Origin of the sequence: Arthrobacter sp. NPDC057009, from assembly GCF_042673905.1 — a bacterium.
Taxonomy (GTDB): Bacteria; Actinomycetota; Actinomycetes; order Actinomycetales; family Micrococcaceae; genus Arthrobacter.
On the sequence record NZ_JBHUSB010000002.1, the window covers coordinates 1 to 24,063 of the forward strand.

Sequence of the window (24,063 nt, forward strand, 5' to 3'; positions counted from 1 at the left end):
CCGCTCCGACCACCCGCACATGCCTGAGAAGCCGGGCAAAGCGCTCACGCACCCGCCCAACCCCTCAAAAAGCCCCTAGTTCAGCAGTCTCCTAGGGTCATAGCCATGGCAGAGGATGCAGCGCTACCGAAGCGGACCTATCCGGCCGGCGTGCCGTGCTGGGTGGACAGCCAGCAACCCGACGTCGAAGCGGCCACGAGGTTCTACGGCGGATTGTTCGGGTGGGAGTTCGACGCCGGTACGGCACCGCCGGGGGACGGCGGCAGTTACGTAATTGCCCGGCTCGCCGGCCAGGAGGCCGGCGCCATCACCGGTTTGGGAACCGGCATCCACGGTGTGCCTGCGTGGAACACGTACATCGCCGTCGAGGATGCAGACTCCGCGGTGCGGCACCTGCTGTCCGCCGGCGCAACCCTGAAATCCGCTCCTGCCGATACCGGGGCCGGAGGGGTCCGGGCCGTGCTAGCCGACCCCGAAGGAGTGGAGTTCCGCCTTTGGCAGCCACTGCAGAGGCCTGGCGCCCAGGCGGTTAATGTGCCAGGCGGCTGGAACTTCAGCGACCTCCATACAGCGCACACTGATGCGGCGGCAGATTTCTACGCCAGGGCCTTTGGTTGGCAGTTCGACCGGCTCGACTTCGGCACCATGATCCGCCGGCCCGGATACGGCGACCATCTGGAAGCCACCATCGACCCCGGCATCAGGGCCCGCCAATCGGGAGACGCCGTGCCCGCAGGTTTTGAGGATGCTGTGGGCTGGCTTGCCCCGGCCGCCCAGGGCGAGCGGCCGCACTGGCATGTCACCTTCACGGTTGCCGAGCGCGACGTGGCTGTCCGGGAGGCGGAGCGCCTTGGCGGCCACGTCCTCGGACAGGAGGACACCGAGTGGACACGGACCGCCCTCATCCGGGACCCCGGCGGGGCTGTGTTCACGGCCAGCCAGTTCACGCCGCCGTCGGGTTTTTAGCCCAAATCAGACGCCGGCGATGTGCCGCACCGCGTCGAGGTACGGCATGTTGACGGCGGCGTCGGCGACGGCGAGGACAGCGGGCTTGGCATTGAAGGCCACCCCGATGCCCGCGGCGCCGAGCATGTCCAGGTCGTTGGCGCCGTCGCCCACCGCGATGGTGTGCTCCAGTGCGATGCCTTCAGCGGCGGCCCATTCGCGGAGGTACTTTTCCTTGGCGGCGCGGTCGATCACGTCGCCGACAACCTTTCCGGTGAGTGCGCCGTCCACGATTTCCAGTTCGTTGGCGATCCAGTAGTCCATGCCGAGGTCCTCGGCGATGGGGCGCAGGATCTGGTTGAAGCCACCGGACACCACTGCCACGGCATGGCCTGCGGCCTTGAACGCGGCCACCAGCTCGGCGGCTCCCTCGCTCAGCGTCACCTCCGCGTAGACAGAGTCGACGACGTCGGCAGGCAGCCCGGCCAGGACGGCCACCCGGGCGTGCAGGCTCTGGGCGAAGTCGAGTTCACCGCGCATGGCGGCCTCAGTGACGGCTGTGACTTCGTCGCGCTTGCCGGCGTAGGCGGCGAGGAGTTCGATGACTTCCTGCTGGATCAGGGTGGAGTCGACGTCCATGATGAGCAGCTTGCGCTCCGCCTGCCGCAGTTCTGCGGGAACAATGGCGGTGTCCACTCCTGCCCGCCCACCGTTCTCCTTGGCGGCGGCAATCACGTGCCGCAGGCGAGCGATATCCGCGGCTGACCCCGAAGGAACGGAAAAGTCCAAGGTGCAGACTTCGAACCGTCCGTCGCCGGCGCTTGAGGTTTCTCCGAAGGTGGCGTCGGAGTCCGCCAGCAGGGACCGCAGGTTCTCCGGTTCCGAGGGGGACAGTTTCGGGCCATAGCTGACCGCAGTCACGTTCGAAGTCATGACTACAATCTTATCGAGCGAGGGCCCCCCTCCCGAATCCATTGCGCCCGACCCTTCCCAGCCGGCTCCCAGCAGACGTCCGGCAACGGGGAGCGGATTCCGGCAGAATGGTCTGATGATCTCTGCCCTGACTGCCCGCCTGCGCCCGGCGCCCTTGCCACGGGCGTCGCAGCAGGTACTTTTCTGCTGGGCCGGGGCTCTTTTGGTGGTTGGTGACGCGGTTTTCTGGCTCATGTTCGCGGCCGTCCAGTCGGACTCGGGGCTGGCAGCAATGGACGGCACTGTGCACAGCCTGCTGGTGGATTCGCGCAATCCTGCCGCCACCGCGCTGTTTTCGGTCGTGTCCGCCGTGACCGCGCCGGAAGTGCTGACCGTGGCCGGTGCGGCGTTCGCCCTGGCATGGGCCGTCTGGAAGCGTGAGCTGTGGCGCCCCGCAGTGCTCATGGGGGCCATCGTGCTGGCCGTGGTCCTGACCACTCTCATCAAGCAGCTCGTCAGCCGGTCACGTCCGCCCGCCGCTGACTTCCTGCTCGGCCCGGACGATGCCCTCTCGTTCCCCTCGGGGCACACCGTGGGAGTAGGCGTGATCACGGTGGTGCTCGCCTACCTTGTGCTGTCACGCTCAGGAACGCGTACGACGGCGGTGCTTGGGTTCTCCGGGGCCCTTGCAGTTACGGTGCTGGTCGGCTTAAGCCGGCTGTATCTGGGCTATCACTGGCTCACCGACGTCGTGGCGTCCTTCGGCGTGGCACTCGCTGCGGCAGCGGTGGCAATGTTCACTGATGTAGCCCGGCACGGCTCTGCGAGGCTGCATCAAAAAACGTCCGAAAGCCGGCCACCCAGCAGTTCGGCGGATGCTGATCCGTCAGCTCCGGACGCGCAGGCGTAGCAACGCCACGCCCGCCGCAGCGATGACTGCAGCCGCAAAGGCACTGATACCGGAGTAGCCGGTGAGGCCCATAACGGGTCCTGACAGCGCGCTTCCCACCGCGCCGGCCAGGGACATGGTGGCGTCCGCGAACCCCTGGACCGGGACGCGCTCAGCGGGGGCGAGCGTGGCGACGAGCAGGGTGGAACCGGCAACAGTGGTGGCCGACCAGCCAAGCCCAAGCAGGACCAGGCCTACCGTGACCGAACCCATGCTCTGCGACGCCAGTCCGGTCAGGGCAACGGCGCCGAGCAAAGTCAGCAGGCCCGCGAGCGCGGCGGTCCGCGGTCCGAGACGGTCGGTCAGGACGCCCATCAGTGGCGAGAGTGCGTACATCCCCGCGATGTGCAGCGAGATGGTCAGGCCGATCAGGGCGATGGTGTCCGGGTTACCCGCGGTGTGGCCGGCGTGGTGCTGCATGTGCAGCGGCGTCATGGACATCACGGCGACCATCACCGCGTGGGCCGCGACGACGGCGATCACCGCTGCGCGGGCGCTGGGGTGCTGCCGTACGATCTGCCATCCTTCCCGCCAGGTGCCGGAGCGCTGTGCACCCGGCAAGGGGTCCCCGCCGTCGAGCGCGCGCCGGGTCAGGAGCGGATCCGGGCGCAGGGCCAGCACCACGATAGCGGCCCCGACCACCATCCCCAGCGCTGATATCAGGAACGGCCCGGCCGACGCGGGAATGGCCAGCCAGCGGGCCAGGACTGCCCCCGGAGCCACCATGTTGGGCCCCGCGACAGCGCCGATGGTGATGGCCCACACCACCAGCGACAGGTCCCGTCCGCGGTGTTCCGGCTCAGCCAGGTCGGTGGCAGCAAAGCGGGCCTGCAGGTTGACCGCGGACGCCAGTCCCACCAGGAAGGCCCCGCCGAGCAGAAGCACAAACAGTCCGGAAGTCACGGCGCTGACCATCAGGAAGGTGCCGGCGATCGCCGCGGCCAGACCGGTGGTGAGGGCAACCCGGCGTCCCCGTCGCAGAGCCAGCCGGGACAGCGGAATCGCCGTGGCCGCGGTGCCCAGGGTCAGGGCGGTGTTCACGGACCCGGCCCATGCTTCGGACCCTGACAGCTCCACAGCCAGGATGGAGCCCAGGGCAAGGGTTGAGCCGCTGCCCAGGCCGGAGAAGATCTGTGCGACCGACAAGGTCCGCACGATGCGGCGCTGGGTGGAACGGGTTGCTTCGGCGGTGCTGGTCAACTTGTGTGATCCCCTCGGGCAGGTCCTCGATGTGGAAAGCTCCACAGGACAACTGTGATGTCATGGGTTTATGCAGTTCAACCATGACAACATGCACGGCGTGCGGCTGGCGGAATCCCTCGTCAACATGCTTGCCGACGGCCAGTGGGGCAGCGACGCGCTGCAGGAGCTCCTGGCAAACCACCTGTTCCGCTCGCCCCGGGTCACACCCGCGTCCCGGAACGAGCTCCGGGAGTGGACAGTCCGGCTGCAGACAGTCTTCGCCGCCGGGGACCAGGCGGCCCGCTGCTCAGCGGTCAACGCCCTGCTGGCGGCGGGTGTGCGGCGCGTGTTCCTCACCACCCACGACGAGATGCTCCCGCACCTTCACTTCGCGGACGCCAGCGAAACGCTGGTTGAAAGGGTGCGCGCGGTCACTGCCGGCGGACTGGCCATCTTCATGACCGAGGCCGCCGGCGAGCGGCTCGGCGTCTGCGCCTGGCGGGACTGCCACCGCGTCTTCGCCGACACCAGCCGCGGCGGAAACCGGACATACTGTTCAGCCCGATGCGGCAACGCCGACGCCGTCCGGCGCTACCGGGCGGGGCGCGCTTGAGCTGACGGGGAGTTGGAGCTAACTGGGCACTCGGCCGTCACGTACCGCGGGCGCTGCCGCAGCCGGTGAGGCTAGGGCGTGCCGGTACTGGCAGCGGTGGGCGTGAGAGCCACGTCGTCGAGTTTGGGCAGGGCGTGCCGCAGCCGGTGCTTGGCCTCGCGCATGGTCTCTTCAGCCCGAGCCAGGCTGCTGCCGCCGTCGAGCCCGATGGTGGCCGCGCCCTGGAGCCGGTGCCCGACCCACCGCAGCTGCACGCGCCTCACTTCCACAACACCGGGCGTTCCCTCAAGGGCGCCGCGTGCACGGTCGACGAGTTCGGGCTCGATGCCGTCCATCAGCCGGCGTCCGATGCTGCGGACCGTGCCCCACAGCAGCATGATGATGGCCGCCGAGATCAGCAGGCCAACGATCGGGTCCGCCAAGGGAAAGCCGAGCATGACGCCGCCGGCGCCCAGGACCACGGCCAGGGAGGTGAAACCGTCCATCCGCGCGTGAACGCCGTCGGCCACCAGCGCAGCGGAACCGATCCGGCGCCCGATCCGGATGCGGTAGATGGCCACTGCTTCGTTTCCGGCAAAGCCGATCAGCCCCGCGGCCATGACCCAGCCAAGATTCTGGAGCGCTTGCGGGTGGATCAGCCGGTCCACCGACTGCCACGCCGCCACCACCGCCGAGAGTGCCACGACGGCTACAATGAACAGCCCCGCCATGTCCTCCGCCCTGCCGAAGCCGTACGTGTAGCGGCGGGTAGCCGCGCGCCGGCCCAGGACGAACGCCACCCACAGCGGAACGGCGGTCAGCGCGTCGGAGAAATTGTGGATGGTGTCCGCCAGCAACGCGACGGAACCGCTCACCAGAACCACCAGGAACTGCAGGACCGTTGTTCCGAGCAGCATGAGCAGGCTGATCTTCAGGGCCCGGATGCCCTCCGAGCTTGCCTCGAGGGCGTCGTCGACAGAGTCGGCCGCATCGTGGGTGTGCGGGATGAACAGCTCGTAAAGCCAGCCCTTGAGGCCCTTGTGATGCCTGTGCCCGTGGTCATGGTCATGGTCGTGGTGGTGACCATGGTCCTGGTGATCCTCGTGCCCGTTGTCATTGTCATGGACATGCCCGTGGTGGCCGTGCGGCTGGTCGCGGTGATGGTGTTCCGGAGCGTTTCCGCCCCCTGGCATTCCGGCTGTCTGCGTGCGCTCACTCATGATTCCGTTCCCTTCGTGCGGTGGTGGGCCGGCTGGCCGCCGAGCGCATGCTCGGCCTGGAAGATTGCATCCGCGACGAGCTGGCGGGCGTGCTCGTTTTCGAGCCGGTAGAGGACCTTGGTTCCTTCCTGGCGGGTGGAAACCATGCGCGCCAGGCGCATTTTGGCCAGATGCTGTGACACGGCTGCCGGCGACTTGCCCACCACCTGCGCCAACGCCCCGACGGCCATTTCACCCTCACGCAGCGCCAGGATGATCCGCACCCTCGTGGCGTCCGCAAGCATCGCGAAGATCTCCACCGCCAGTTCCACATACTGGCTATCGACGTCGAGCCTGCAAGCCTTCTTATCTGCGTTCATACGCATATAATGACATAAACAGGAGGGCCCGCGACGGCGGCCAGGCCAGTTATCAGTCACACCCTGTTTTGTCCTAGTGTCTACTTCTATGAGTGATGTTCTTGAAATGGCCGCCGTCAGCGTTGTGCGCGGAGCCAAAACGCTCCTGAGCAAGGTGGACTGGCAGGTCAGGGAAGGCGAGCGGTGGGTCATCCTCGGCCCCAACGGCGCTGGCAAGACCACTCTGCTGCAGATTGCCGCCGCCCGGCTCCATCCCACCAGCGGCATCGCCGGCATCCTGGACGAAAGCCTCGGAAAGGTGGACGTCTTCGAACTGCGGCCGCGGATCGGCCTGTCTTCCGCCGCACTGGCCACCCAGATCCCGGAATATGAGAACGTGCTCAACGTGGTGGTCACTGCCGCCTATGGAGTGACCGGCCGCTGGCGCGAAGGCTACGAGAAGGACGACGAGCGCCGCGCCTTCGCCCTCCTGAACGACTGGGGGATGGGCCCTCTCCTGAACCGCAAGTTCTCCACGCTCTCCGAGGGTGAGCGCAAGCGCGTGCAGATCGCCAGGGCCCTGATGACCGACCCCGAACTCCTGCTGCTCGACGAGCCCGCCGCCGGCCTGGATCTTGGCGGCCGCGAGGACCTCGTGCACCGCCTTAGCCAGCTGGCCATGGACGAGGATGCGCCGGCGATCGTGCTGGTCACGCACCACCTCGAGGAAGTCCCGCCGGGCTTCACCCACGCAATGCTCATGCGTGACGGCGAAGTGGTGGCGGCCGGTCCCGTCGCCGAGGTGCTCACCTCGGGCAACCTGAGCGAGACGTTCGGCCTGCCCCTCGACGTCTCGGTGAACGCCGGCCGTTACACGGCAACCGCCCGCCGCTAGCGGGGCAGCCTGCACAGCGTGGAGTTTTTCAGCGGGATCATTGTGTTCTTTGCCGGTCTCTGGGCCGGCACCATCAACAGCGTTGTCGGGTCCGGAACCCTCGTCACCTTCCCGGTGCTGATCGCCCTGGGCATCGCACCGGTGACGGCCTCCATGAGCAATGCCATGGGCCTCGTTGCCGGCGGTGCCGCTGGCGCCTGGGGTTACCGGCGCGAGCTGAAGGGCCGCGGCCGCCAGCTCCTGCGGCTGCTTCCGGCGTCCCTGCTGGGAGGCATCAGCGGAGCCTGGCTCCTGCTTCACCTGCCGGAGCAGGTGTTTCATTACGCGGCGCCGGCGCTTATTGTCCTGGCCCTACTGATGGTGGTGTTCCAGCCAAAGCTCCAGCAGTGGGTGCGGAACCGCGAAGAAAACCCCGAGCACGCGCTGCGGGACAAGCACCACGGCATTCTGCTGGTGGTGCTGGTGTACCTGGCCGGGGTCTACGGCGGCTACTTCGTCGCGGCGCAGGGCATCCTGCTGGTGGGCATCCTCGGCGTCTTCATGACCGGCACCATCCAGAACGCCAATGCCATGAAGAACATCCTGGTGCTGGGCGTAAATCTGATTGCTGCCGCCTCATACCTGCTGTTCGCCTTCGGCCGGATCAACTGGACCGTGGTGGCCCTCATCGCCGTCAGCTCCCTCATTGGCGGCTTTGTGGGCGCAAAGGTTGGGCGCCGGCTCTCGCCCCCGGTACTGCGCGGCGTGATCTTCACCCTCGGCCTGGTGGCGCTCGGCTTCATGGTTGCCAACCTGCTCAACGAATAAGTAAAAGGACTGCCGGTGACTTTTCACTACCTCGATTCTGCCGCGGATCCGCGCGTCGCCGACTACACGCAGCTGACTGATGTGCACCTGCGGAAACTCCGCGAACCCGCCGAGGGAATGTATATCGCCGAATCCTCCCGCGTCCTGCGGCGGGCCCTCGCCGCCGGGCACCGGCCGCGGTCCTTCTTCCTGGCCGAGAAGTGGGTTGCGGACCTCACGGACATCTTCGAGCAGTACCCGGACATTCCCGCGTACATCGGCAGCGCCGGCCTTCTGGAGGAAATCACCGGATTCCACCTCCACCGCGGCGCCATGGCAGCCATGCACCGCCCGGCGCCGGTCCCGTTGCCGGAACTGCTGGCAGGCGCCCGGCATGTGGCGGTCCCGGAGGACACTGTGGACCACACCGCTGTGGGGTGTTCCAAAACCCCGCATCGGTCGAGGATCGCGGTCCTGGAGGACTTGACCGATCATACGAACGTTGGCGCCGTTTTCAGATCAGCTGCGGCGATCGGTGTCGACGCTGTACTGGTTACGCCGCAATGCGCCGACCCGTTGTACCGCCGCTCGATCAGGGTCAGCATGGGCACCGTTTTCCAAGTTCCGTGGACGAGGGTCGACCCGTGGCCGGCCAGTATCGAACAGCTGAAGGAATCGGGCTACTTCGTGGCAGGCATGTCTTTGGGGGAGGGAGCCATCACTCTTGACGAACTGGTGACCCAGGACCATCAGAACCTGGTCCTGGTCTTCGGAACGGAGGGCGAGGGGCTGAAGCCTGAGACCGATCGACTCCTCGACGCACGAGTGACAATCCCCATGATGAACGGCGTAGATTCGTTGAACGTTGCTGCGTCGTCGGCCGTGGCGTTCTATGCGACCAGGTAACGCGTCGAACTATGTACTTCTTGCCTGCTACGGGCTTGGGCCCTCCCGGCTTGCCTCCAGCACCGATTCCCGGAGCCGGGACTGTGCCAAGGTCAGTCCCGCATTTGCTGCTCCACTGGCCACCGATAGTCCGAGCACTTGCGGTGCGACCCTGATCTCCGGAACGACGGGAAGGTTTTGCTCGAGCCGCCTGCGCGCCTCGGGAAGGACTTCGACCACCAGCGGACTCAAGCGACCCACGAAGTACACGGACTCCGGATCCAACGTAACTGCAACGGCACCGACAGCGGTGACGAGCGCCGTCGTAAACGCCTCCATGACCTCCGCGCGGGGTGCCGCTTCCTGCGGCTGGGACCAGAGCGCTTCGATGCCCTCCAGCTCCAGTCCTCGCCCCTTGGAGAACTGGAGGAGCCCCTTTGTGCTCAACAGCCCATCGAGGGTCTCGTTGCCAACGCCCGAGTAGAGAACACCACCGAGGTCACCGAAAGTAGGCGTACGCCCCTGGGCGATCTCATGATCGGTACAACTGGCGAACGTCAGCACGGTACTGAGCATGAACAAGGCAGCGTTACCTAGGCCCGCATCATCCTTCAGGATCCCCCGGAGGGACGCGCTGGCGTCGCTCTCAAGGCTCACGGGAGCGTTCAGTCGATCCTCCAGGCAATTCCGGAGAGAAGAATCAATAGAATTCTTCCGTGTCTCTGGTGTCCCAGACCTCCTCATGCCATGCGGGACACGGCCGGGCAGTCCGACGACGATTTGGCGCAATGGTCCCTCTGCGGAATCACTGGTCTTCGCAATCAGGTCCGCCAGCCACCTGGCAGTTGTTTCAGCATCGCCCCCTTCGTGGCTGGGAACAATGAGATGCCTAATCTCGCGACCTCGCAGGTCCGTTACCAGGACGCAGGTGGTTTGCGCTCCGAATGAGATGCCAACAATGTGTCCCGCCGTGCCGGGTACGTCGAGAAACGTGGAGCGTCGACCGCGGCGCACAACTGTGTCGACCCCCTGCTCAACGAGGAAACCGTCGAAAAGAAGCTCATCCACCTTCCGGGATACTGTCGCCTGGCTTAGACGCGTCAATTCGATCAGCCTGCTCCGCGTCAAAGGTGCCTCCGAAAGGACCGCATCAAGGACCGAAGCCTTGGTGTAGTCACCTGCCGTGGGGATGCTGCTCATAGCACAACCTTAATGAGAGTTCAGACCAAAACCGGTACATGAGAGGCGGCCCGGTATTCGTTGCATAGGGGTTAGTGGCTTTCTTACTGGCGGATCTTGGCTTCTGTGATGGCTGATTCTCCCAAGCCCCAGTAGTCCAGCGACTCCTTGTATTCCGGGGTTTCCAGAACGGACTGGATGGCTTTCTGGAAGGCCGGTGTCAACGGTGACCCCTTTTTCAGGCCCATCGCAACGTTAGTGTCCGTGCGGGTATCCATCCGCGGCTCCAGGACGGTGAAGTGGCCCGGCTGCTGCTCGTTGGCCCACGCCAGGGCACTGGCGTCGTAAAAGACGCCGTCGATCCGCTTTGAGTCCAGTTGGGTCAGGGCTTCCTGGACGTTGGGCAGCGTGATGGCGTTGATGGCTTGGTTCCCCTTTTCCTCACAGGTCCATTTCGAGACGTTCGGCAGGTGCTTCAGTTGCTGCGAGGACCCTTTGGTCACGCCGATATTTTTGCCACACAGTGCATCATTGGCCAGATTGAGCGGGTTGCCCTTGGCCACAGCCACGGCGGAACCACCCTTAAGGTAGTTGATCATGTCCAGAACCTTCAGCCGCTCTTCCGTGGCGGACATCGTGGTGGCCGTGAAGTCGTAGCGGCCGCCGTCAATTCCGGGAATGATCGTGTCGAACGCCGTGTTCTCGAACTTCAGCTTCAGCCCCAACTTTTTGGCTACAAGGCGCGCGAGGTCCGGGTTGACGCCAATGGGGGTTGCATTATCCTCAGCGAGGAAGGTCATCGGCGGGGAGCTCAGATCCATCGCCACTGTCAGTTCACCGTTGGCCTTGTAGGACTCCGGTAGCAGCGCCACCGCGGCCTCATCCGGCTGGACACCCGCTGAAATGTCACGAGTGTTCTGGGTCTTCGGGATATCCGTGGCCTGGCTGCCTGTTGCCGCGCCGCCGCACGCGGAGAGGGCCAGCAGGACGGCGAGTCCGGCAGCAGCAGTGTGGATCGTGTGTCTGGTCTTCATGGTGCAATCCTTCATATCGTTTCAGCGGGTGTAATCCGCAGAATGAGTGAACTTGTTTAGCAGGATTCCTCCGTCCCGTGCGGGCCTAACGCAGCGTCTTGACGGCACGGCCCATTGCTTCGAGCAGACGATCAGCATCATTGCTGGAGAACGGCATTGGGGGGCGGAGTTTCAGGACATTGCCCTGGGCACCGCATGCCGAGATGAGGATCCGGTCCTGCCTGAGGGCGTTCACAATGCCAGCGGCGGCTTCGCCGTCGGGTGAGAGTGTGGCTTGGTCCGTGACGAGGTCGACGCCGATAAAGAAGCCGCTGCCGCGGACTTCTGCAACCTGATCCAGACCCTGAGTGAGATCCTTGAGTCCGGTGAGGATCTTTCCGCCGACCTTGAGGGCGTTTTCCATGAGCGATTCCTCCCGGATCACGTCCAGGACGGCCTGCGCCGCCGCAATGGCGACTGAATTCCCGCCAAAGGTGTTGAAGTAGCGGATGTTTTTCCCGAACTCCTGCAACAGTTCGGGCCTGAAGATGGCAGCCGCAACGGGAATGCCGTTACCCATCGGTTTACCTATGGTCACGATGTCCGGCACGATTCCGTGACGCTGGAAGCCCCACCATTCCTCACCGGTGCGGCCGAAGCCCGGCTGGACTTCATCGGCGATGTACAGGCCGCCCACAGCATGGATTTCCTCGACGATGGGACGCAGGAAGCCTGCTGGGCCGGCGAAGACACCGTCGGAGGAGAAGATGCTGTCGGCGATGAAGGCCGCCACTCCGATGCCATGCCGGTGAAGGTCGGCGATGGCCGCACGCACCTGGTTCCGCAGGTGATCCTCCAGGGACCCTTGATCCAATGGGTATCGCAGGGAGTCCGGGGCGTCGATGACCCGCACGTTCGCACCCAGGGGGACGCCGATGCCCAGGGACGGTGAGAAGGACGCTACTTCGGTGGTGAGTCCGTGGTACGCGCCGGAGGTGACGATGATGCCCTGGTTTCCGGTGGCGTATTTGGCGACGCGCATGGCGAGGTCGTTGGCTTCCGAACCTGTGCAGGTGAACATGACATGGCCAAGCTCGGCGGGAAACGTGGAAAGGAGCTGCTCTGAGTAATCGAGGATGGATTCCTGGACGTAACGGGTGTTGGTGTTCAGCGTCTGCATCTGTTCGTGGACGGCCGCGATGACACGCGGGTGGGCGTGACCGACAGAGGGGACGTTGTTGTAGACATCGAGATAGTCATTACCGTCGCGGTCAAACAGCGTCACGCCCTTGCCACGGACGACTTCCAGCGGTGTGTCATAGAAAAGCCGGTATCCGGGCCCCAGGCTCTGGTCCCGGCGCCGGATGTTCTTCTGCATCTGGTCCGGGAGTTCATCGAGGCGGTTGGGATCAAAGCCATTGACCATTGCACGCGATGGCTTACGGATTTGGGAAGTGTCCATGGTTTCTCCTTGAAGGCTGTGAATCTGGTTCAGAATGTAAAAGGCACTATTGGTGCAGGGGCGGCCACTGTGGAAGCGAGCCGGTCCCAGTCAGGTTTGGAGTGGGACAGGAGATAATCACTTCTTTGCGGCAATTGGCTTGCCCGCCACTGCGTGATCAGGGCCCGCAGGAGCAGACGTGCCTGCGCTGAGACGATCAGGGCCTCCAACTCCTGGTCAGGCAGCGGACGGATGCTCCGATACCCGTCCACGACGTGCAGTGCGAGTTTCCAGGGTCGGGACGGGTCTGCTCCCAGCAGGTTGGCCATGGTGACACTGAGGTCGAAGATCACAGGAGTCCGCACGACGTCTCCGAAGTCGATAATCCCGCTCACGTAGTCCGGGCTGTCCGGGTCGATCAGGACGTTGAACGGACTGAAATCCCCGTGGACAACTTGAGTGGTGAGGGTGCTGAGAAGCGGAACCACCTTTTCGTCGAACTGATCGAAAATGTCTTCGGCCAGGTCACGTTTTTCCTTCTCGTCGACGTGGTCAAGAAGCGGCCGCATCCGGTGGAAGTGCTTGAGGTCCCAGAGGAGCAGGCGGTCGGCACGAGGATGTTCAAAGTCCTGCAGTGCTCGGGCCAGACGGGCAAGGCTTGAGCCAACCAACTGAAGCTGAGCAGCCGACGGTACCTCGTTGGCCAGCAAAATTCCGGGCATGAAGCGCATCACCCGAAGTACCCGGTCATGGGGTCCTTGCAGCACGGGGATGTGGACTTCGGGTTTCCCGCCCAGGCTCCTCACCAGGCGCTGGGCTGGAATTTCAGGCGCAGCCTGTTCAAGATGCTTCATGCATGCGGTCTGAAGATGGACGATCATCGGATCCTCGTCCGGTGTGGAGATCTTGACCAGATAGGTTTCTTCTCCGTGCCCGAGGCGGAAAGTCTCGTCCTTCTCGGTGGGAATCCGGACAAGCTTCCCCTTCAGGCCGTAGGACTCTTCAAGGAGTTCCAGGACTGTTGAATCCGGGAGTTGGGACTGCTCCGCAAGCAGTCCACTCTCTGATGCGACGGCGTCGATAAAAGCAGAGTCGCTGCTGGCATTCCAGGCTGCCTGGACGCGGCCGGCGGACCCGCTGGCATGGGGCGGCGCCGTATGGATTGTCGCGGGTTCGGGGGTAGTGCTCATGTCACCCTTTCAAAAGGGAAGAGTCAGGAAACCGGGCTTGGTTTGGTGAAGTGTTTGGGGGCCGGAAGAGCATGCGGAACAGGCAGGTGTCCCCGCCCACGGCACTACGGCCGTGGGCGGGGGAGGAGGCCAGGTTTGGCCGTCGGTCACCTAAATCACCTTTACGTCTTCAAAGACGCTTCGCCTCAGGAACCGGGCTTAGAGACCGAGGTGCTTGTTGATCTCGTCCAGGGATTTAACCGTGTTGTAGTCGTAGCCCCCGGTAATGGGGTCATAGCCACGGTCCAGCACCCACAGGTTCCTAAAGCCCATGTCGTGCATCGGATGCATGTCGTACCGGGTGTGCGAGGCGATGTGCAGGAAGTCCTCGGGCTTGGCGTTCAGGGTGTCGAGCATGTACTCGAAGGCCTGGTAGCGCGGCTTGTAGGCCTGGGCCTGTTCGGCGGTCAGTACGGCGTGGAAGTCTGCACCGAGCTTGGGAATGCTGATGTCCAGGAAGCTGTCGTCCGCATTGGACAGGGCCACCAGCTTGTAGTTGTCGCCCATGAGCTTCAGCGGAGCCGGCACGTCCTCGTGGGCACCAAAGCCGCGTACGGCGTCGGCGAACTCTGCGCCCGCACCGGGGGTCGGCCCAATGCCGAAGTACTTGCAGACCCGGTCAAAGGAATTTTGCAGGATCTGCTCGTAGGGCTTGTAGTCGCCCAGCACCTCGTCGAACCGGTACCCGCGGAACACCTTCTTGAATGCGGGCCAGTGCTCTTCAGGCAAACGGCCTGCAAGTAGCCGGCGGGTAGTGGAATCCGTATCCCAGTTGATCAGTGTGCCGTAGATATCAAAAGAGATGTACTTCGGCCGGGAGTTGGTTTCTGCCATGGATTCGATCCTTCGTAGTGGTGTTTGGTGGCTCGGCCGTTGTCAGCCGTTTGCATCCGTCTTCCGGAGCAGTTTTTGATTCACTACGAATCTAAATCGGTGATAGTCAATTGTCAACAATTTTCTTTTGCTGTCGTGTACTCCCTCTACTGCTGTTGCGGCGGGCAAACCCTCCCAGGCCCGGGTGTTCCTGCTCTTGGTGTTGGATGCAGGAACCGAAGCAGATTCGGCAGTCGGGACGAGGAAGCTGCACCCGCCGGAGGGGCCGGTTCGTTGGTTTCCGCCAGCATCCGCTATGATTGATAGCTGGTTCCACTGTGTTTTTCGCCGTCCTATGGCCGGCCGGGGCACGGCGGAAACCATCCCATTCATACCTGGCAGCTGGCAAAATCCAGCTGCGTGAACAAAGGTCCCATTATGAAGTCTGAGATCCACCCGAAGTACGAAGCTGTTGTTTTCAACGACCTGGCCTCCGGCACGAAGTTCCTGACCCGCTCCACCGTGTCTTCCTCGAAGACCATCGAGTGGGAAGACGGCAACACCTACCCGGTCATCGACGTCGAAATCTCCTCCGAGTCCCACCCGTTCTACACGGGCAAGCAGCGCATCATGGACTCCGCTGGCCGCGTCGAGCGCTTCAACGCTCGCTTCAAGGGCTTCGGCGGCAAGAAGTAATTCACTTCTCCCCAAGGTTCTTTGGAAAGCCCGCACCGGCAACGGTGCGGGCTTTTTGCGTTTGTGGGGCAGGATGGAAGGCATGACTGCCACGCCAGGTTCTGCAAACGAGGAGGCCGCCCCGCGGCTGCACGGTGAGTACAAGGTCCCGGGAGGCAAGCTCGTAGTGGTGGACCTCGACATCGCGGACGGCGCCCTGGCAGACGTGTCCCTGAGCGGCGACTTCTTCCTCGAACCGGATGAGGCGCTGCTGGCCATCAACGCGGCCCTGACGGGACTGCCGGAAAGTTCGACGGCGGCCGACATCGCCGCCGCTGTAGAGGCCTCCCTCCCCGAGGACGCCGTACTGTTCGGGTTCTCGGCCGACGCCGTGGCCATCGCCGTCCGACGGGCGCTGGCCAAGGCCACCGCATGGACTGACCACCACTGGAACATCATCCCTCCCACAGTGCTCCCCACGCATCTGAACGTGGCCCTGGACGAGGTGCTCACCGAGGAGGTCGGCGCGGGCCGCCGGAACCCCACCATCCGCTTCTGGGACTGGGAGGAACCGTCGGTGGTGATCGGCAGCTTCCAGTCCTACCGCAATGAGGTGCATCCCGACGGCGTGTCCCGGCACGGCATCACCGTGGTCCGCCGCATCAGCGGCGGGGGAGCGATGTTCATGGAGGCGGGCAACTGCATCACGTACTCGCTCTACCTGCCGCAGACCCTCGTGGACGGCATCAGCTTTGCGGATTCCTACGCATTCCTCGACGCGTGGGTCATGGCCGCCCTGAAGAAACTCGGCATCGACGCCTTCTATGTTCCGCTGAACGACATCGCCACCAGCCAGGGCAAGATCGGCGGCGCTGCCCAGAAGCGGCTGGCCAACGGTGGAATGCTGCACCACGTGACCATGAGCTACGACATCGATGCCGACAAAATGGTGGACGTGCTCCGGATCGGCAAGGAAAAGCTCTCAGACAAGGGCACCACGAGCGCCAAGAAGCGCGTGGATCCGCTGCGCCGCCAGACCGGCCTGGCCCGGACCGCAATCGTGGCGGCCATGATGGAGGTGTTCGCCGAGCGCTACGGCGCAACGCCGTCGGAGATCAGGGCCCAGGAGCTGCAGACCGCCGGTGAACGCGTCGCGTCAAAGTTCGGCACGGAGGCGTGGCTGCACCGGGTGCCCTGAAACGGATCGAGCGTTCCCATCGACTGCTCCGTAGGTGCCGTTCTGAGCGGTCAAAAGGGCATCTACGGAGCAACCGATGCGGTTTTAACCGGCACCGCCTGCGCCGTCAGGGACCGGTGCAGGTGGCTCCGCTGTTCGATGACGATCCGGCGCAGGGCACGCGGGGCATCAGGGTGCTCGGCGAGCCAGCGGTCGGTGCGCGCCACCACGGGATGGTCCTCCGGATTTCCCGCTGTGCCCAGGTCCCGGACCGCCGGGTAGAGACCGCGGACAATCCGGCTGGCGATTTCGATGCTCCGCTCCGCCCACACGCCTTCCAGGCACGCAAAGTAGGGCTCCACAAACGGGTCCAGCAGCTCCTCCGGGGCCGTGTTGAATCCGGCGATGGTGGCGCTGAGCAGCTGGTTGGACAGCTCCCTGCCGCGCACTGCGGCATCCCAGGCCGCGGCCTTGACCGCTGCCTCGGGCCGGGCGGCCAGCGCCGTGGCATGCCCGGCCCGGCCGGAGGCTGTGGTGTCCCTTGCCAGTTCGGCGTCGAGTTCCTGCTCCGTGGCCAGGCCGCGGGCCGCCAGCGCGTGCCACAGGCTCCAGCGGAGCTCGGCGTCCACCGCCAGCCCCGGCACCCGCTCACTGCCGTCCAGCAGGCCGCTCAGGAGCCCGGCCGTGCTGCCCTCGGTCCGGCTGACCGTGGCGAGCGTCCTGGCCCAGGCCAGCTGCTGGTCGGAGCCGGGTTCCGCCGCATGGAGTTCCTGCACCACACCCTCGGCAAAGGACTTCCGCAGGGCATCCCGCTGCCCGGCCGGAACGTACTGCTCCAGGGCCATGGTGGCGCTGCCCAGGATGTTCAACAGGACGCCGATGCCGGATTCGGCGGAGGCAAACCGGAGCACGGCGTCCACATAGTGCGAAGCCGGGGAGATGCCGTCCCGGGCTGAGTTCCACAAAGCTGACCAGCACAGCGCGCGGGCCATGGGATCGGTGATCCGATCCAGCGAGGCACGGACGGTGGCTTCCGATACGGGGTCGAGGCGGACCTTGGCGTAGCTCAGGTCATCGTCATTGACCAGCAGCAGGGCCGGCCTGGCCTTCCCGGACAGGGCCTCGATGTCCTGGGCTTCGCCGCTCAGGTCGGTCTCCACGGAATCGGTCCGGACCAGCGCGCCGGTGCCGTCGAAGTTGTACAGGCCGAGGCGCAGCCGGTGCGGCCGGGGCTCCTGGCGGCCGGTGACAGGATCGGCAGCATCCTGCAGCAGGGTGACGCGCTCCAGGACGGCCTGCCCGTCGGCGGCCGCAGCCGGCTCCACCTCGGCGTGAAGCGTGGAGATCCCGGAGGTCTGGAGCCACTGCCTGGCCCAGGTGGCGAGGTCGCGGCCGGACGCCGCGCTCAAGGCGTCGAGCAGGTCCGCCAGCGTGGTGTTGCCGTACTCGTGGTCCCGGAAATACTGCCGCGAGCCGGCGATAAAGGCGTCGAAGCCGACGTAGGCCACGAGCTGCTTCAGGACGGAGGCGCCCTTGGCGTAGGTGATGCCGTCGAAGTTCTGCTTGGCCGCCTCGAGGTCCGGGATGTCCGCCACGATCGGGTGGGTGGTAGGCAACTGGTCCTGGACGTAGGCCCAGCCCTTGCGGTTGTTCGCGAAGTTGACCCACGCGGTCTCCCAGTCCGTGGCGCGGTCCACGCCGAGCGTGCCCATGTAGTCCGCGAAGGATTCCTTCAGCCACAGGTCGTCCCACCACTGCATGGTCACAAGGTCACCGAACCACATGTGCGCCATCTCGTGCAGGAGCGTGTTGGCGCGGCCCTGGTACTGGGAATCTGCAGCGCGGGACGTGAAGACATAGTTCTCGGTGAAGGTGACCAGGCCGGGATTTTCCATGGCCCCGAGGTTGTATTCGGGCACGAACGCCTGGTCGTACTTGCCCCAGGGATACGGATAGTCGAACAGCCCGTTGAAGAATTCCAGCCCCTGCTTGGTGAGCCTGAACAGTTCGGCGGCGTCGAACGAGGGCGCCATGGAGGCCCGGCAGTAAAGTGCCAGCGGCACGTCAAGGCGGGCTCCGCCGTCGTCCGTCCTGCTCCAGCGGTCCTCGGCCTTGAAGTAGGGACCGGCCAGCACCGAAGTGATGTAGGTGGACATGGGCAGGGTGGGCTGGAAATCCCAGCGGCACGCCCCGGCGTCGTCCGCCAGCGGCAGGCGTGCTGCCTCGGCGCCGTTGGAGGCCACTTCCCAGCCTGCCGGTGCGGTGACGGAGAAGGTGAACCGGGCCTTGAGGTCGGGCTGTTCGAAGTTCGCGAAGACCCGGCGGGCATCGGCGGGTTCGTACTGGGTGTAGAGGTAGCACTGGCCGTCGGCCGGGTCGAAGAACCGGTGCATGCCCTCGCCCGAGCTGCTGTACAGGGCAGTTCCGGTGACCGTCACCCGGTTCTCAGCCTGCAGGTTGTCCAGCCGGATCCGTGCCCCGTCCACCACCTCCGGCACAGCCAGCTCCGCGCCGTTCAGGAGCACGCTGTGCACGTCACCGGCGATGAAGTCCAGGAAGGTGGATGCTCCGGGCTGCGCCGCCGAGAATGCGATGGTGCTACGGCTCGTGTAGCCGGCCGTGTCCGGATCCGGGGCGCCGCGGACATCGAGCGAGACGTCGTAGCTGTGGGTGGTGATCAGGGCGGACCGCTCTGCCGCTTCGCGGCGCTGGAGATTCTGGTTCGGCACCCAGCTATTGAATCACGCGGGCTATTGAATCACGGGCTGCCGGATACAGCGCGCTACTGGACCATGAGCAGCGCGGCCGCCAGCCCGAGGACAGCAATCAGAACCCATGCCGCGAGGGCAGCCAGCACGGCCCGCGCCCCGGTGTGCAGCAGGGTCCGGATCCGCACCGCCGACCCCAGCCCGAAGAGGGCAGCTCCCAGCAGCACGTCCTGTAAGCCGGCAGCGGCCTCCAGCCAGCCGGCGGAGAGCCAGCCGCTGGAGCGGAGCGCCACCATCGCCACGAATCCGGCCACGAACAGCGGGATGATCGGAGGCCTCCCCGGGGTGGGACCGCCGGTCCGGCCGGCCTCCCGGCGGTGCCGGAGCCTCTGCTCTGCCCCCGCTATGGCCACCATGGGAGCCAGGAGGATCACCCGGGTGAGTTTGACGACGACGGCGAGGGCCAGTGCCGCCGGGCCTGCGGTTTGCGCTGTGGCCACCACCTGCCCGACGTCGTGGACGGAGGCGCCGATCCAGGCACCGAAGGCCTCGGTGCCCAGCTGCAGCGGATGGACCAGCAGCGGGAGCACGCCGATGGCCAGCGTTCCGCACAGCGTCACTAGCGCCACGGGCAGGACCGTGTCCCGGTGGCTGATCCGCCGCACCGCGGCCATCGCCCCGATCGCCGAGGCGCCGCAAATCGAAAACCCGGTGGCCACCAGCAGCGCCGTGTCGGCGGGAAGGCGGAACAGCCGGGAAATTCCGTAGGTGCCGGCGAAGCTGGCCACCACCACGCCCGCGATGAGCAGGAGGGCCAGCCAGCCCAGGCCCAGCACGTCCGCGAGGCTCACCTTCAGCCCGAGCAGCACGATGCCGGCGCGCATCAGGTGCTTGCCGGCGAAGTCCAACCCGGGCCGGGCACGGCCGGCAGTCCACACCGCCGTGCCGGGCAGGTTGGCTGCCAGCAGGCCGAGCACCACGGCCAGGGTCATGGCCGGAAGCGCCGGAACGGCAGCGTGGATGGCGAATGCGAAGGCCAGCGCCACCACAGCGGTCAACAGGCCGGGCAGAATCCGGGTAAGGTTCTGATGCGTCATCCCGCGCAACTGCGGCAGCAGCGGCGTCGGGAGTCGGAAGTCTGGCACCTCCCAACCTTGCCGGACGCCGGCGCCAAAGACCAACCGGGAGTCCCGCCAACACGCCAGGGCGGAACGGGAAATGAATTCGCAACAAAAAGGTGGTTGGCTATTGCCCATGTCTGACCTATTCCAGGATTACTCCGAGGCCGCCGGCCGCACCGGCGCCTACGACGAGATGTTTGCCCCCGGGCAAAAGGCACGCCAGTCGTATGGCCAGGTTGCGGGCGCCCTGCGGCAGCTGTCCCTGGCGGACGTCAGCGCGCGGGCGGACTCGATGGCGAGGACGTTCCTGGACCGAGGCGTGACCTTTGACTTCGCGGGGGAGGAGCGGCCGTTTCCGCTGGACATCGTCCCGCGCGTCATCCCCGCCAGCGAATGGGACGTGCTGGAGCGCGGCGTCGCCCAGCGGGTCCGCGCCCTTGAGGCCTTCCTGAACGACGTCTACGACAAGATGACGGTGGTGTCCGACGGCGTGATCCCGCGCCAGCTGATCACCACCAGCGCACATTTCCACCGTGCCGTGCACGGCTTCGAACCTGCCGGTGGGGTGCGCGTGCACATCTCCGGCATCGACGTGGTGCGCGACGCCGCGGGGACGTTCCGGGTCCTGGAGGACAACGTCCGTGTGCCGTCCGGTGTGAGCTACGTGCTGGAGAACCGCCGGGCCATGGCGAAGGGCCTGCCGGAAGCGTTCGGCCAGCAGCCCATCCGGCCGGTGGAGGAGTACCCGCGACGGCTGCTGTCCGCCCTGCGCAAGACGGCGCCGTCGGGCGTGGACGACCCCACGGTGGTGGTGCTGACCCCCGGCGTGTTCAACAGCGCCTACTTCGAGCACACCCTGCTGGCAGGCCTCATGGGCGTGGAGCTCGTGGAGGGCCGTGACCTCATCTGCCGCGGCAACCGCGTGTACATGCGCACCACCGCAGGCGAACAGCGCGTGGACGTCATCTACAAGCGGATCGACGACGACTTCCTCGACCCCCTGCAGTTCCGCTCCGACTCCATGCTCGGCTGCCCCGGACTGGTCAATGCCGCCCGCGCCGGCGGCGTCACCATCGCCAACGCGGTGGGCAACGGCGTGGCGGACGACAAGCTCGTCTACAGCTACGTTCCGGACCTGATCCGCTACTACCTGGGTGAGGAACCGGTGATCGCCAACGTGGACACCTTCCGGCTGGAGGAGAGCGAGGCCCGTGAGCACGTCCTGGACCGGCTGGACGAACTCGTGGTCAAGCCCGTGGACGGCTCCGGCGGCAAGGGCCTGGTGATCGGCCCGGACGCGTCCAAGGACGAGCTGGACGCGCTGCGCAAGCGCATCATCGCCGATCCCCGCGGCTGGATCGCCCAGCCTGTGCTGCAGCTCTCCACCGTGCCCACGCTCAGCGGTGACAAGTTCGGCCCCCGGCACGTCGACCTCCGGCCGTTCGCGGTCAACGACGGCGACGACGTCTGGGTGCTGCCCGGCGGGCTGACCCGCGTAGCCCTGAAGGAGGGGTCGCTGATCGTTAATTCCAGCCAGGGCGGCGGTTCGAAGGACACCTGGGTGCTGGCCGGTTCCCCGCAGGTGCCGGTGGAACGGGTGCCGCGGCAGTCCGTTACCGTCCGCGAGCGGGTCTCCGTGTGGCCGGTCGAGAGCAACTGGCGCGACCGGCAGTCGGAACAGCAGCAGCAGCAGATTTCTGACCCGCAGGAGGTACCCGCGAATGCTTAGCCGAATTGCCGAGTCGCTGTTCTGGATCGGCCGCTATGTTGAGCGGGCCGACGGCACCGCCCGCATCCTCGACGTCCACCTGGAGCGCCTGAACCACCTCCCCACGGAGGAGCGGCGCAGCGTGGCCCGTGAACTCCTGGGAGTCATGGGCGCGCGCCCGCAGAGCGAGGACTTCGGGCTGGAGGAACTGCTCCACGCCCTCGCCTATGACAAGCACAGCGCCACCTCCATTGCGGGGTCCCTCGGTGCTGCCCGGGAGAACGCCCGGCGCGCCCGTGAGACGGTCTCGTCCGGCCTGTGGGAAAGCCTGAACACCACCTACTACGGGCTGAACCAGCACCGCAAGGACGTGGTGGGCACCTACCGCTTCTGCCATTGGGTGCTCGAGCGGACAGCGATGGTCAGCGGCCTGGCCGACACCACGGTCAGCCACGACGACAGCTGGCTCTTCCTGGCGCTGGGCCGTTCGCTGGAGCGGGCCGACATGACCGCCCGGATGCTCTCCACCCGTGATGTCCTCTCCGCAGGCATGTCCTGGGTGAACATGCTCCGCTGCGCCGGCGCCTACGAATCCTTCCTGCGGACCCGGCGTGCCGCCTTCGGCGACCAGCACGCGGCCGAGTTCCTCCTGCTGGACCGGCTCTTTCCGCGCTCCATCGTCTACGCCCTGCGCGACGCGGACGATTGCCTGGCCAAGCTGGACCCCACGGCGCAGCGCGTCGGCTTCATCAACGACGCCCGCCGGATCGTGGGCCAGGCGCGCACCTTCCTGGAGTTCCACCGCACCGACGACCTCATGTCCGAACTGCCGGAGCACATGGAGCGCGTGCAGAAGGCCGTTGCGCAGGCGTCGGACGCCATTTCCCGTAAGTACTTCAATCAGGCGGATGAACTGGCCTGGGTGGGAGAAGTTTCATGACCCGGCTGAGCATCGTCCACCGGACCGGCTACAAGTACAAGCGGCGCGTCACGCTCTCCTACAACGAGGCCCGCATGACCCCCCTGACGGACCCCCAGCAGGTGGTGCTGGAGTCCTCCATGAAGGTCACGCCGTCACAGGCGGCCGTCAGCAACTACCGGGACTACTGGGGCACCAAGGTCACCGCGTTCGACATGCAGGTGCCGCACGAAAGCCTGGAAGTGCTTTCCACCACCACGGTGGAGGTCCACCGGGTGGTTCGGGTTCCCTCCGAGGCCGACATTGTGGGCTGGGACGACCTCGCCTCCCCGGAGACACTCAACCAGTTCAGCGACTGGGTGCCGCAGTCACAGCTGACCGGCCCTGGGGAGGAAGTCCTTGGCCTTCTCCCCGGCGTGGTCAAGGGCAAGAATCCGCACGAGGCGGCAATGGCGATCTTCGACTGGATGCGCGGCGAAATGACCTACATGAAGGGCACCACGGGCGTGACCACCAACGCCGAGGAAGCCTGGACACAGCGCCAGGGCGTGTGCCAGGACCTGGCCCACCTCGCCATTGGCGCCCTGCGCAGCTGCGGCATCCCGGCCCGGTATGTCTCGGGCTACCTGCATCCGCGTTCGACGGCGGACATCGGCGAGACGGTGGCCGGTCAGTCCCACGCGTGGTTGGAATGGTGGGACGGCGAGTGGCGCAGCTGGGACCCGACCAACCACAAGCCGGCGGGCGACTTCCATGTGACGGTGGCCCGTGGCCGCGACTACCGGGACGTACCGCCGCTGAAGGGCATCCTGTCCGGCGGCGGAGGCTCCAACTTGAGCGTGAGCGTGGAGATCACCCGCCTGGCCTGAGGCTTACTCCGGCGAGGACTTAACCGCGCCGCTGAGCTGGGTCCACCAGGTGAGCGGCGGGGTGACCTTGAACCGCCTGCCGGTGACCGAGTCCGGTGTGATGCGGACGAAGTGGTCCTTCTGCCCTGCCTGCCACGGGAACAGGAACAGGGACGCGGAATCCAGGATCTCCTCGGTGCCCTTGAGGGCTGCCGCCTTGCCTTTGACCACCACGCTCCAGGCCATTCCGGAATCGGCGTCAACGCCGTCGGCTTCCAGTGCCACCGGGGCTTCCCCGAGAGCGCCGCCGAGCTTGGTGCCTTCCCCGGTTCGGAACACCAGGGTGCCGTGGTCAACGGTGTAGTTGAGCGGGAAGATGTCGGGGTGGTCATCAACCCACACGGCCAGCCGGCCCACGGAGACCTGCCGGAGCAGGGCCCAGCACTGGCCGGAGTCGAGGTGCTCGACGGAATGTTGGGAAGCGTCAGTGGGCTGCACGTTCGTCATGGACCAGAGCCTACGCTGGCA

General features: G+C 65.7%; 23 protein-coding genes. 11 read left to right on the top strand and 12 right to left on the bottom strand.

Going from position 1 to position 24,063, the window contains the following annotated elements; all coding sequences use genetic code 11:
• The first annotated feature begins 105 nt into the window (after window positions 1-105).
• Window positions 106-966, top strand: coding sequence for a VOC family protein (locus tag ACFTR6_RS03170; RefSeq protein WP_377956848.1), 861 nt, complete (start codon window positions 106-108; stop codon window positions 964-966).
• Window positions 967-972: 6 nt separating this feature from the next.
• Here the strand turns inward: ACFTR6_RS03170 and serB are convergent, their stop codons facing one another.
• Entirely contained in the window at window positions 973-1,878 is a 906-nt protein-coding gene (serB, locus tag ACFTR6_RS03175; protein WP_087871858.1) for a phosphoserine phosphatase SerB, read from the bottom strand.
• 115 nt (window positions 1,879-1,993) lie between these two features.
• On the opposite strand from serB, the gene ACFTR6_RS03180 reads away from it, so the two are divergent.
• Window positions 1,994-2,767: a phosphatase PAP2 family protein gene (locus tag ACFTR6_RS03180; protein ID WP_377956849.1), complete on the top strand. Its 774-nt coding sequence runs from the start codon at window positions 1,994-1,996 to the stop codon at window positions 2,765-2,767.
• Here the strand turns inward: ACFTR6_RS03180 and ACFTR6_RS03185 are convergent.
• The gene (locus tag ACFTR6_RS03185; protein ID WP_377956850.1) at window positions 2,744-4,006 is read right to left on the bottom strand and encodes an MFS transporter; all 1,263 of its coding nucleotides are present in this window, start codon (window positions 4,004-4,006) and stop codon (window positions 2,744-2,746) included. The genes ACFTR6_RS03180 and ACFTR6_RS03185 overlap by 24 nt on opposite strands.
• A gap of 70 nt (window positions 4,007-4,076) precedes the next feature.
• Between ACFTR6_RS03185 and ACFTR6_RS03190 the strand changes: the two genes are divergently transcribed.
• Window positions 4,077-4,601, top strand: a complete 525-nt coding sequence (locus ACFTR6_RS03190; protein WP_377956851.1) for a CGNR zinc finger domain-containing protein — start codon at window positions 4,077-4,079, stop codon at window positions 4,599-4,601.
• 71 nt (window positions 4,602-4,672) lie between these two features.
• On the opposite strand, the gene ACFTR6_RS03195 is transcribed toward ACFTR6_RS03190, so the two are convergent.
• Window positions 4,673-5,800, bottom strand: a complete 1,128-nt coding sequence (locus ACFTR6_RS03195; protein ID WP_377956852.1) for a cation diffusion facilitator family transporter — start codon at window positions 5,798-5,800, stop codon at window positions 4,673-4,675.
• A complete protein-coding gene (locus ACFTR6_RS03200; RefSeq protein ID WP_083706388.1) occupies window positions 5,797-6,159 on the bottom strand; it encodes a metalloregulator ArsR/SmtB family transcription factor in 363 nt (120 codons plus the stop codon). Before ACFTR6_RS03200 ends, ACFTR6_RS03195 begins: the two co-directional genes overlap by 4 nt.
• An 88-nt stretch (window positions 6,160-6,247) precedes the next feature.
• Here ACFTR6_RS03200 and ACFTR6_RS03205 point away from each other — a divergent pair, with 88 nt between their 5' ends.
• From ACFTR6_RS03205 to ACFTR6_RS03215, 3 genes are read left to right on the top strand one after another with little or no spacing between them, the layout of a single operon-like run.
• Window positions 6,248-7,033 carry an ABC transporter ATP-binding protein gene (locus tag ACFTR6_RS03205; RefSeq protein WP_377956853.1) on the top strand — a complete coding sequence of 262 codons (786 nt, stop codon included), beginning with the start codon at window positions 6,248-6,250 and terminating at the stop codon, window positions 7,031-7,033.
• Window positions 7,034-7,051: 18 nt separating this feature from the next.
• Window positions 7,052-7,840: a sulfite exporter TauE/SafE family protein gene (locus tag ACFTR6_RS03210; protein ID WP_377956854.1), complete on the top strand. Its 789-nt coding sequence runs from the start codon at window positions 7,052-7,054 to the stop codon at window positions 7,838-7,840.
• A 15-nt stretch (window positions 7,841-7,855) separates the two neighbouring features.
• On the top strand, window positions 7,856-8,725 hold the full coding sequence (locus tag ACFTR6_RS03215; RefSeq protein ID WP_377956855.1) for a TrmH family RNA methyltransferase: 870 nt from the start codon (window positions 7,856-7,858) through the stop codon (window positions 8,723-8,725).
• Between the two features lie 27 nt (window positions 8,726-8,752).
• Here the strand turns inward: ACFTR6_RS03215 and ACFTR6_RS03220 are convergent, their stop codons facing one another.
• From ACFTR6_RS03220 to ACFTR6_RS03240, 5 genes are all read right to left on the bottom strand, one after another.
• Window positions 8,753-9,904 (bottom strand): ROK family protein, encoded by a 1,152-nt coding sequence (locus tag ACFTR6_RS03220; protein WP_377956856.1) that lies wholly within the window; start codon window positions 9,902-9,904, stop codon window positions 8,753-8,755.
• Window positions 9,905-9,987: 83 nt separating this feature from the next.
• A complete protein-coding gene (locus tag ACFTR6_RS03225) occupies window positions 9,988-10,917 on the bottom strand; it encodes an ABC transporter substrate-binding protein (RefSeq protein WP_377956857.1) in 930 nt (309 codons plus the stop codon).
• An 85-nt stretch (window positions 10,918-11,002) separates the two neighbouring features.
• Window positions 11,003-12,358: an aspartate aminotransferase family protein gene (locus tag ACFTR6_RS03230; protein ID WP_377956858.1), complete on the bottom strand. Its 1,356-nt coding sequence runs from the start codon at window positions 12,356-12,358 to the stop codon at window positions 11,003-11,005.
• Between the two features lie 29 nt (window positions 12,359-12,387).
• Window positions 12,388-13,527, bottom strand: a complete 1,140-nt coding sequence (locus ACFTR6_RS03235) for a phosphotransferase (RefSeq protein WP_377956859.1) — start codon at window positions 13,525-13,527, stop codon at window positions 12,388-12,390.
• 198 nt (window positions 13,528-13,725) lie between these two features.
• Window positions 13,726-14,400 carry a haloacid dehalogenase type II gene (locus ACFTR6_RS03240; RefSeq protein ID WP_377956860.1) on the bottom strand — a complete coding sequence of 225 codons (675 nt, stop codon included), beginning with the start codon at window positions 14,398-14,400 and terminating at the stop codon, window positions 13,726-13,728.
• 417 nt (window positions 14,401-14,817) lie between these two features.
• Between ACFTR6_RS03240 and ACFTR6_RS03245 the strand changes: the two genes are divergently transcribed.
• Both ACFTR6_RS03245 and ACFTR6_RS03250 read left to right on the top strand, forming a co-directional pair.
• Complete coding sequence (locus ACFTR6_RS03245; RefSeq protein WP_076803010.1) at window positions 14,818-15,075, top strand: type B 50S ribosomal protein L31; 258 nt, start codon at window positions 14,818-14,820, stop codon at window positions 15,073-15,075.
• An 82-nt stretch (window positions 15,076-15,157) separates the two neighbouring features.
• A complete protein-coding gene (locus tag ACFTR6_RS03250) occupies window positions 15,158-16,252 on the top strand; it encodes a biotin/lipoate A/B protein ligase family protein (RefSeq protein ID WP_377956861.1) in 1,095 nt (364 codons plus the stop codon).
• 62 nt (window positions 16,253-16,314) lie between these two features.
• Here ACFTR6_RS03250 and pepN read toward each other — a convergent pair whose 3' ends face one another.
• Entirely contained in the window at window positions 16,315-18,960 is a 2,646-nt protein-coding gene (gene pepN, locus ACFTR6_RS03255) for an aminopeptidase N (protein ID WP_377956862.1), read from the bottom strand.
• 53 nt (window positions 18,961-19,013) lie between these two features.
• Entirely contained in the window at window positions 19,014-20,036 is a 1,023-nt protein-coding gene (locus ACFTR6_RS03260) for a YeiH family protein (protein WP_377956863.1), read from the bottom strand.
• A gap of 157 nt (window positions 20,037-20,193) precedes the next feature.
• On the opposite strand from ACFTR6_RS03260, the gene ACFTR6_RS03265 reads away from it, so the two are divergent.
• The 3 genes from ACFTR6_RS03265 to ACFTR6_RS03275 are packed head-to-tail and all read left to right on the top strand — an operon-like array spanning window position 20,194 to window position 23,556.
• Window positions 20,194-21,789, top strand: coding sequence for a circularly permuted type 2 ATP-grasp protein (locus ACFTR6_RS03265; protein ID WP_377956864.1), 1,596 nt, complete (start codon window positions 20,194-20,196; stop codon window positions 21,787-21,789).
• Window positions 21,782-22,708, top strand: a complete 927-nt coding sequence (locus ACFTR6_RS03270) for an alpha-E domain-containing protein (protein WP_076803004.1) — start codon at window positions 21,782-21,784, stop codon at window positions 22,706-22,708. Before ACFTR6_RS03265 ends, ACFTR6_RS03270 begins: the two co-directional genes overlap by 8 nt.
• Entirely contained in the window at window positions 22,705-23,556 is an 852-nt protein-coding gene (locus ACFTR6_RS03275; RefSeq protein WP_377956866.1) for a transglutaminase domain-containing protein, read from the top strand. Before ACFTR6_RS03270 ends, ACFTR6_RS03275 begins: the two co-directional genes overlap by 4 nt.
• Before the next feature lie 3 nt (window positions 23,557-23,559).
• On the opposite strand, the gene ACFTR6_RS03280 is transcribed toward ACFTR6_RS03275, so the two are convergent.
• Window positions 23,560-24,042: a pyridoxamine 5'-phosphate oxidase family protein gene (locus ACFTR6_RS03280; protein ID WP_377956867.1), complete on the bottom strand. Its 483-nt coding sequence runs from the start codon at window positions 24,040-24,042 to the stop codon at window positions 23,560-23,562.
• Window positions 24,043-24,063 lie beyond the last annotated feature (21 nt).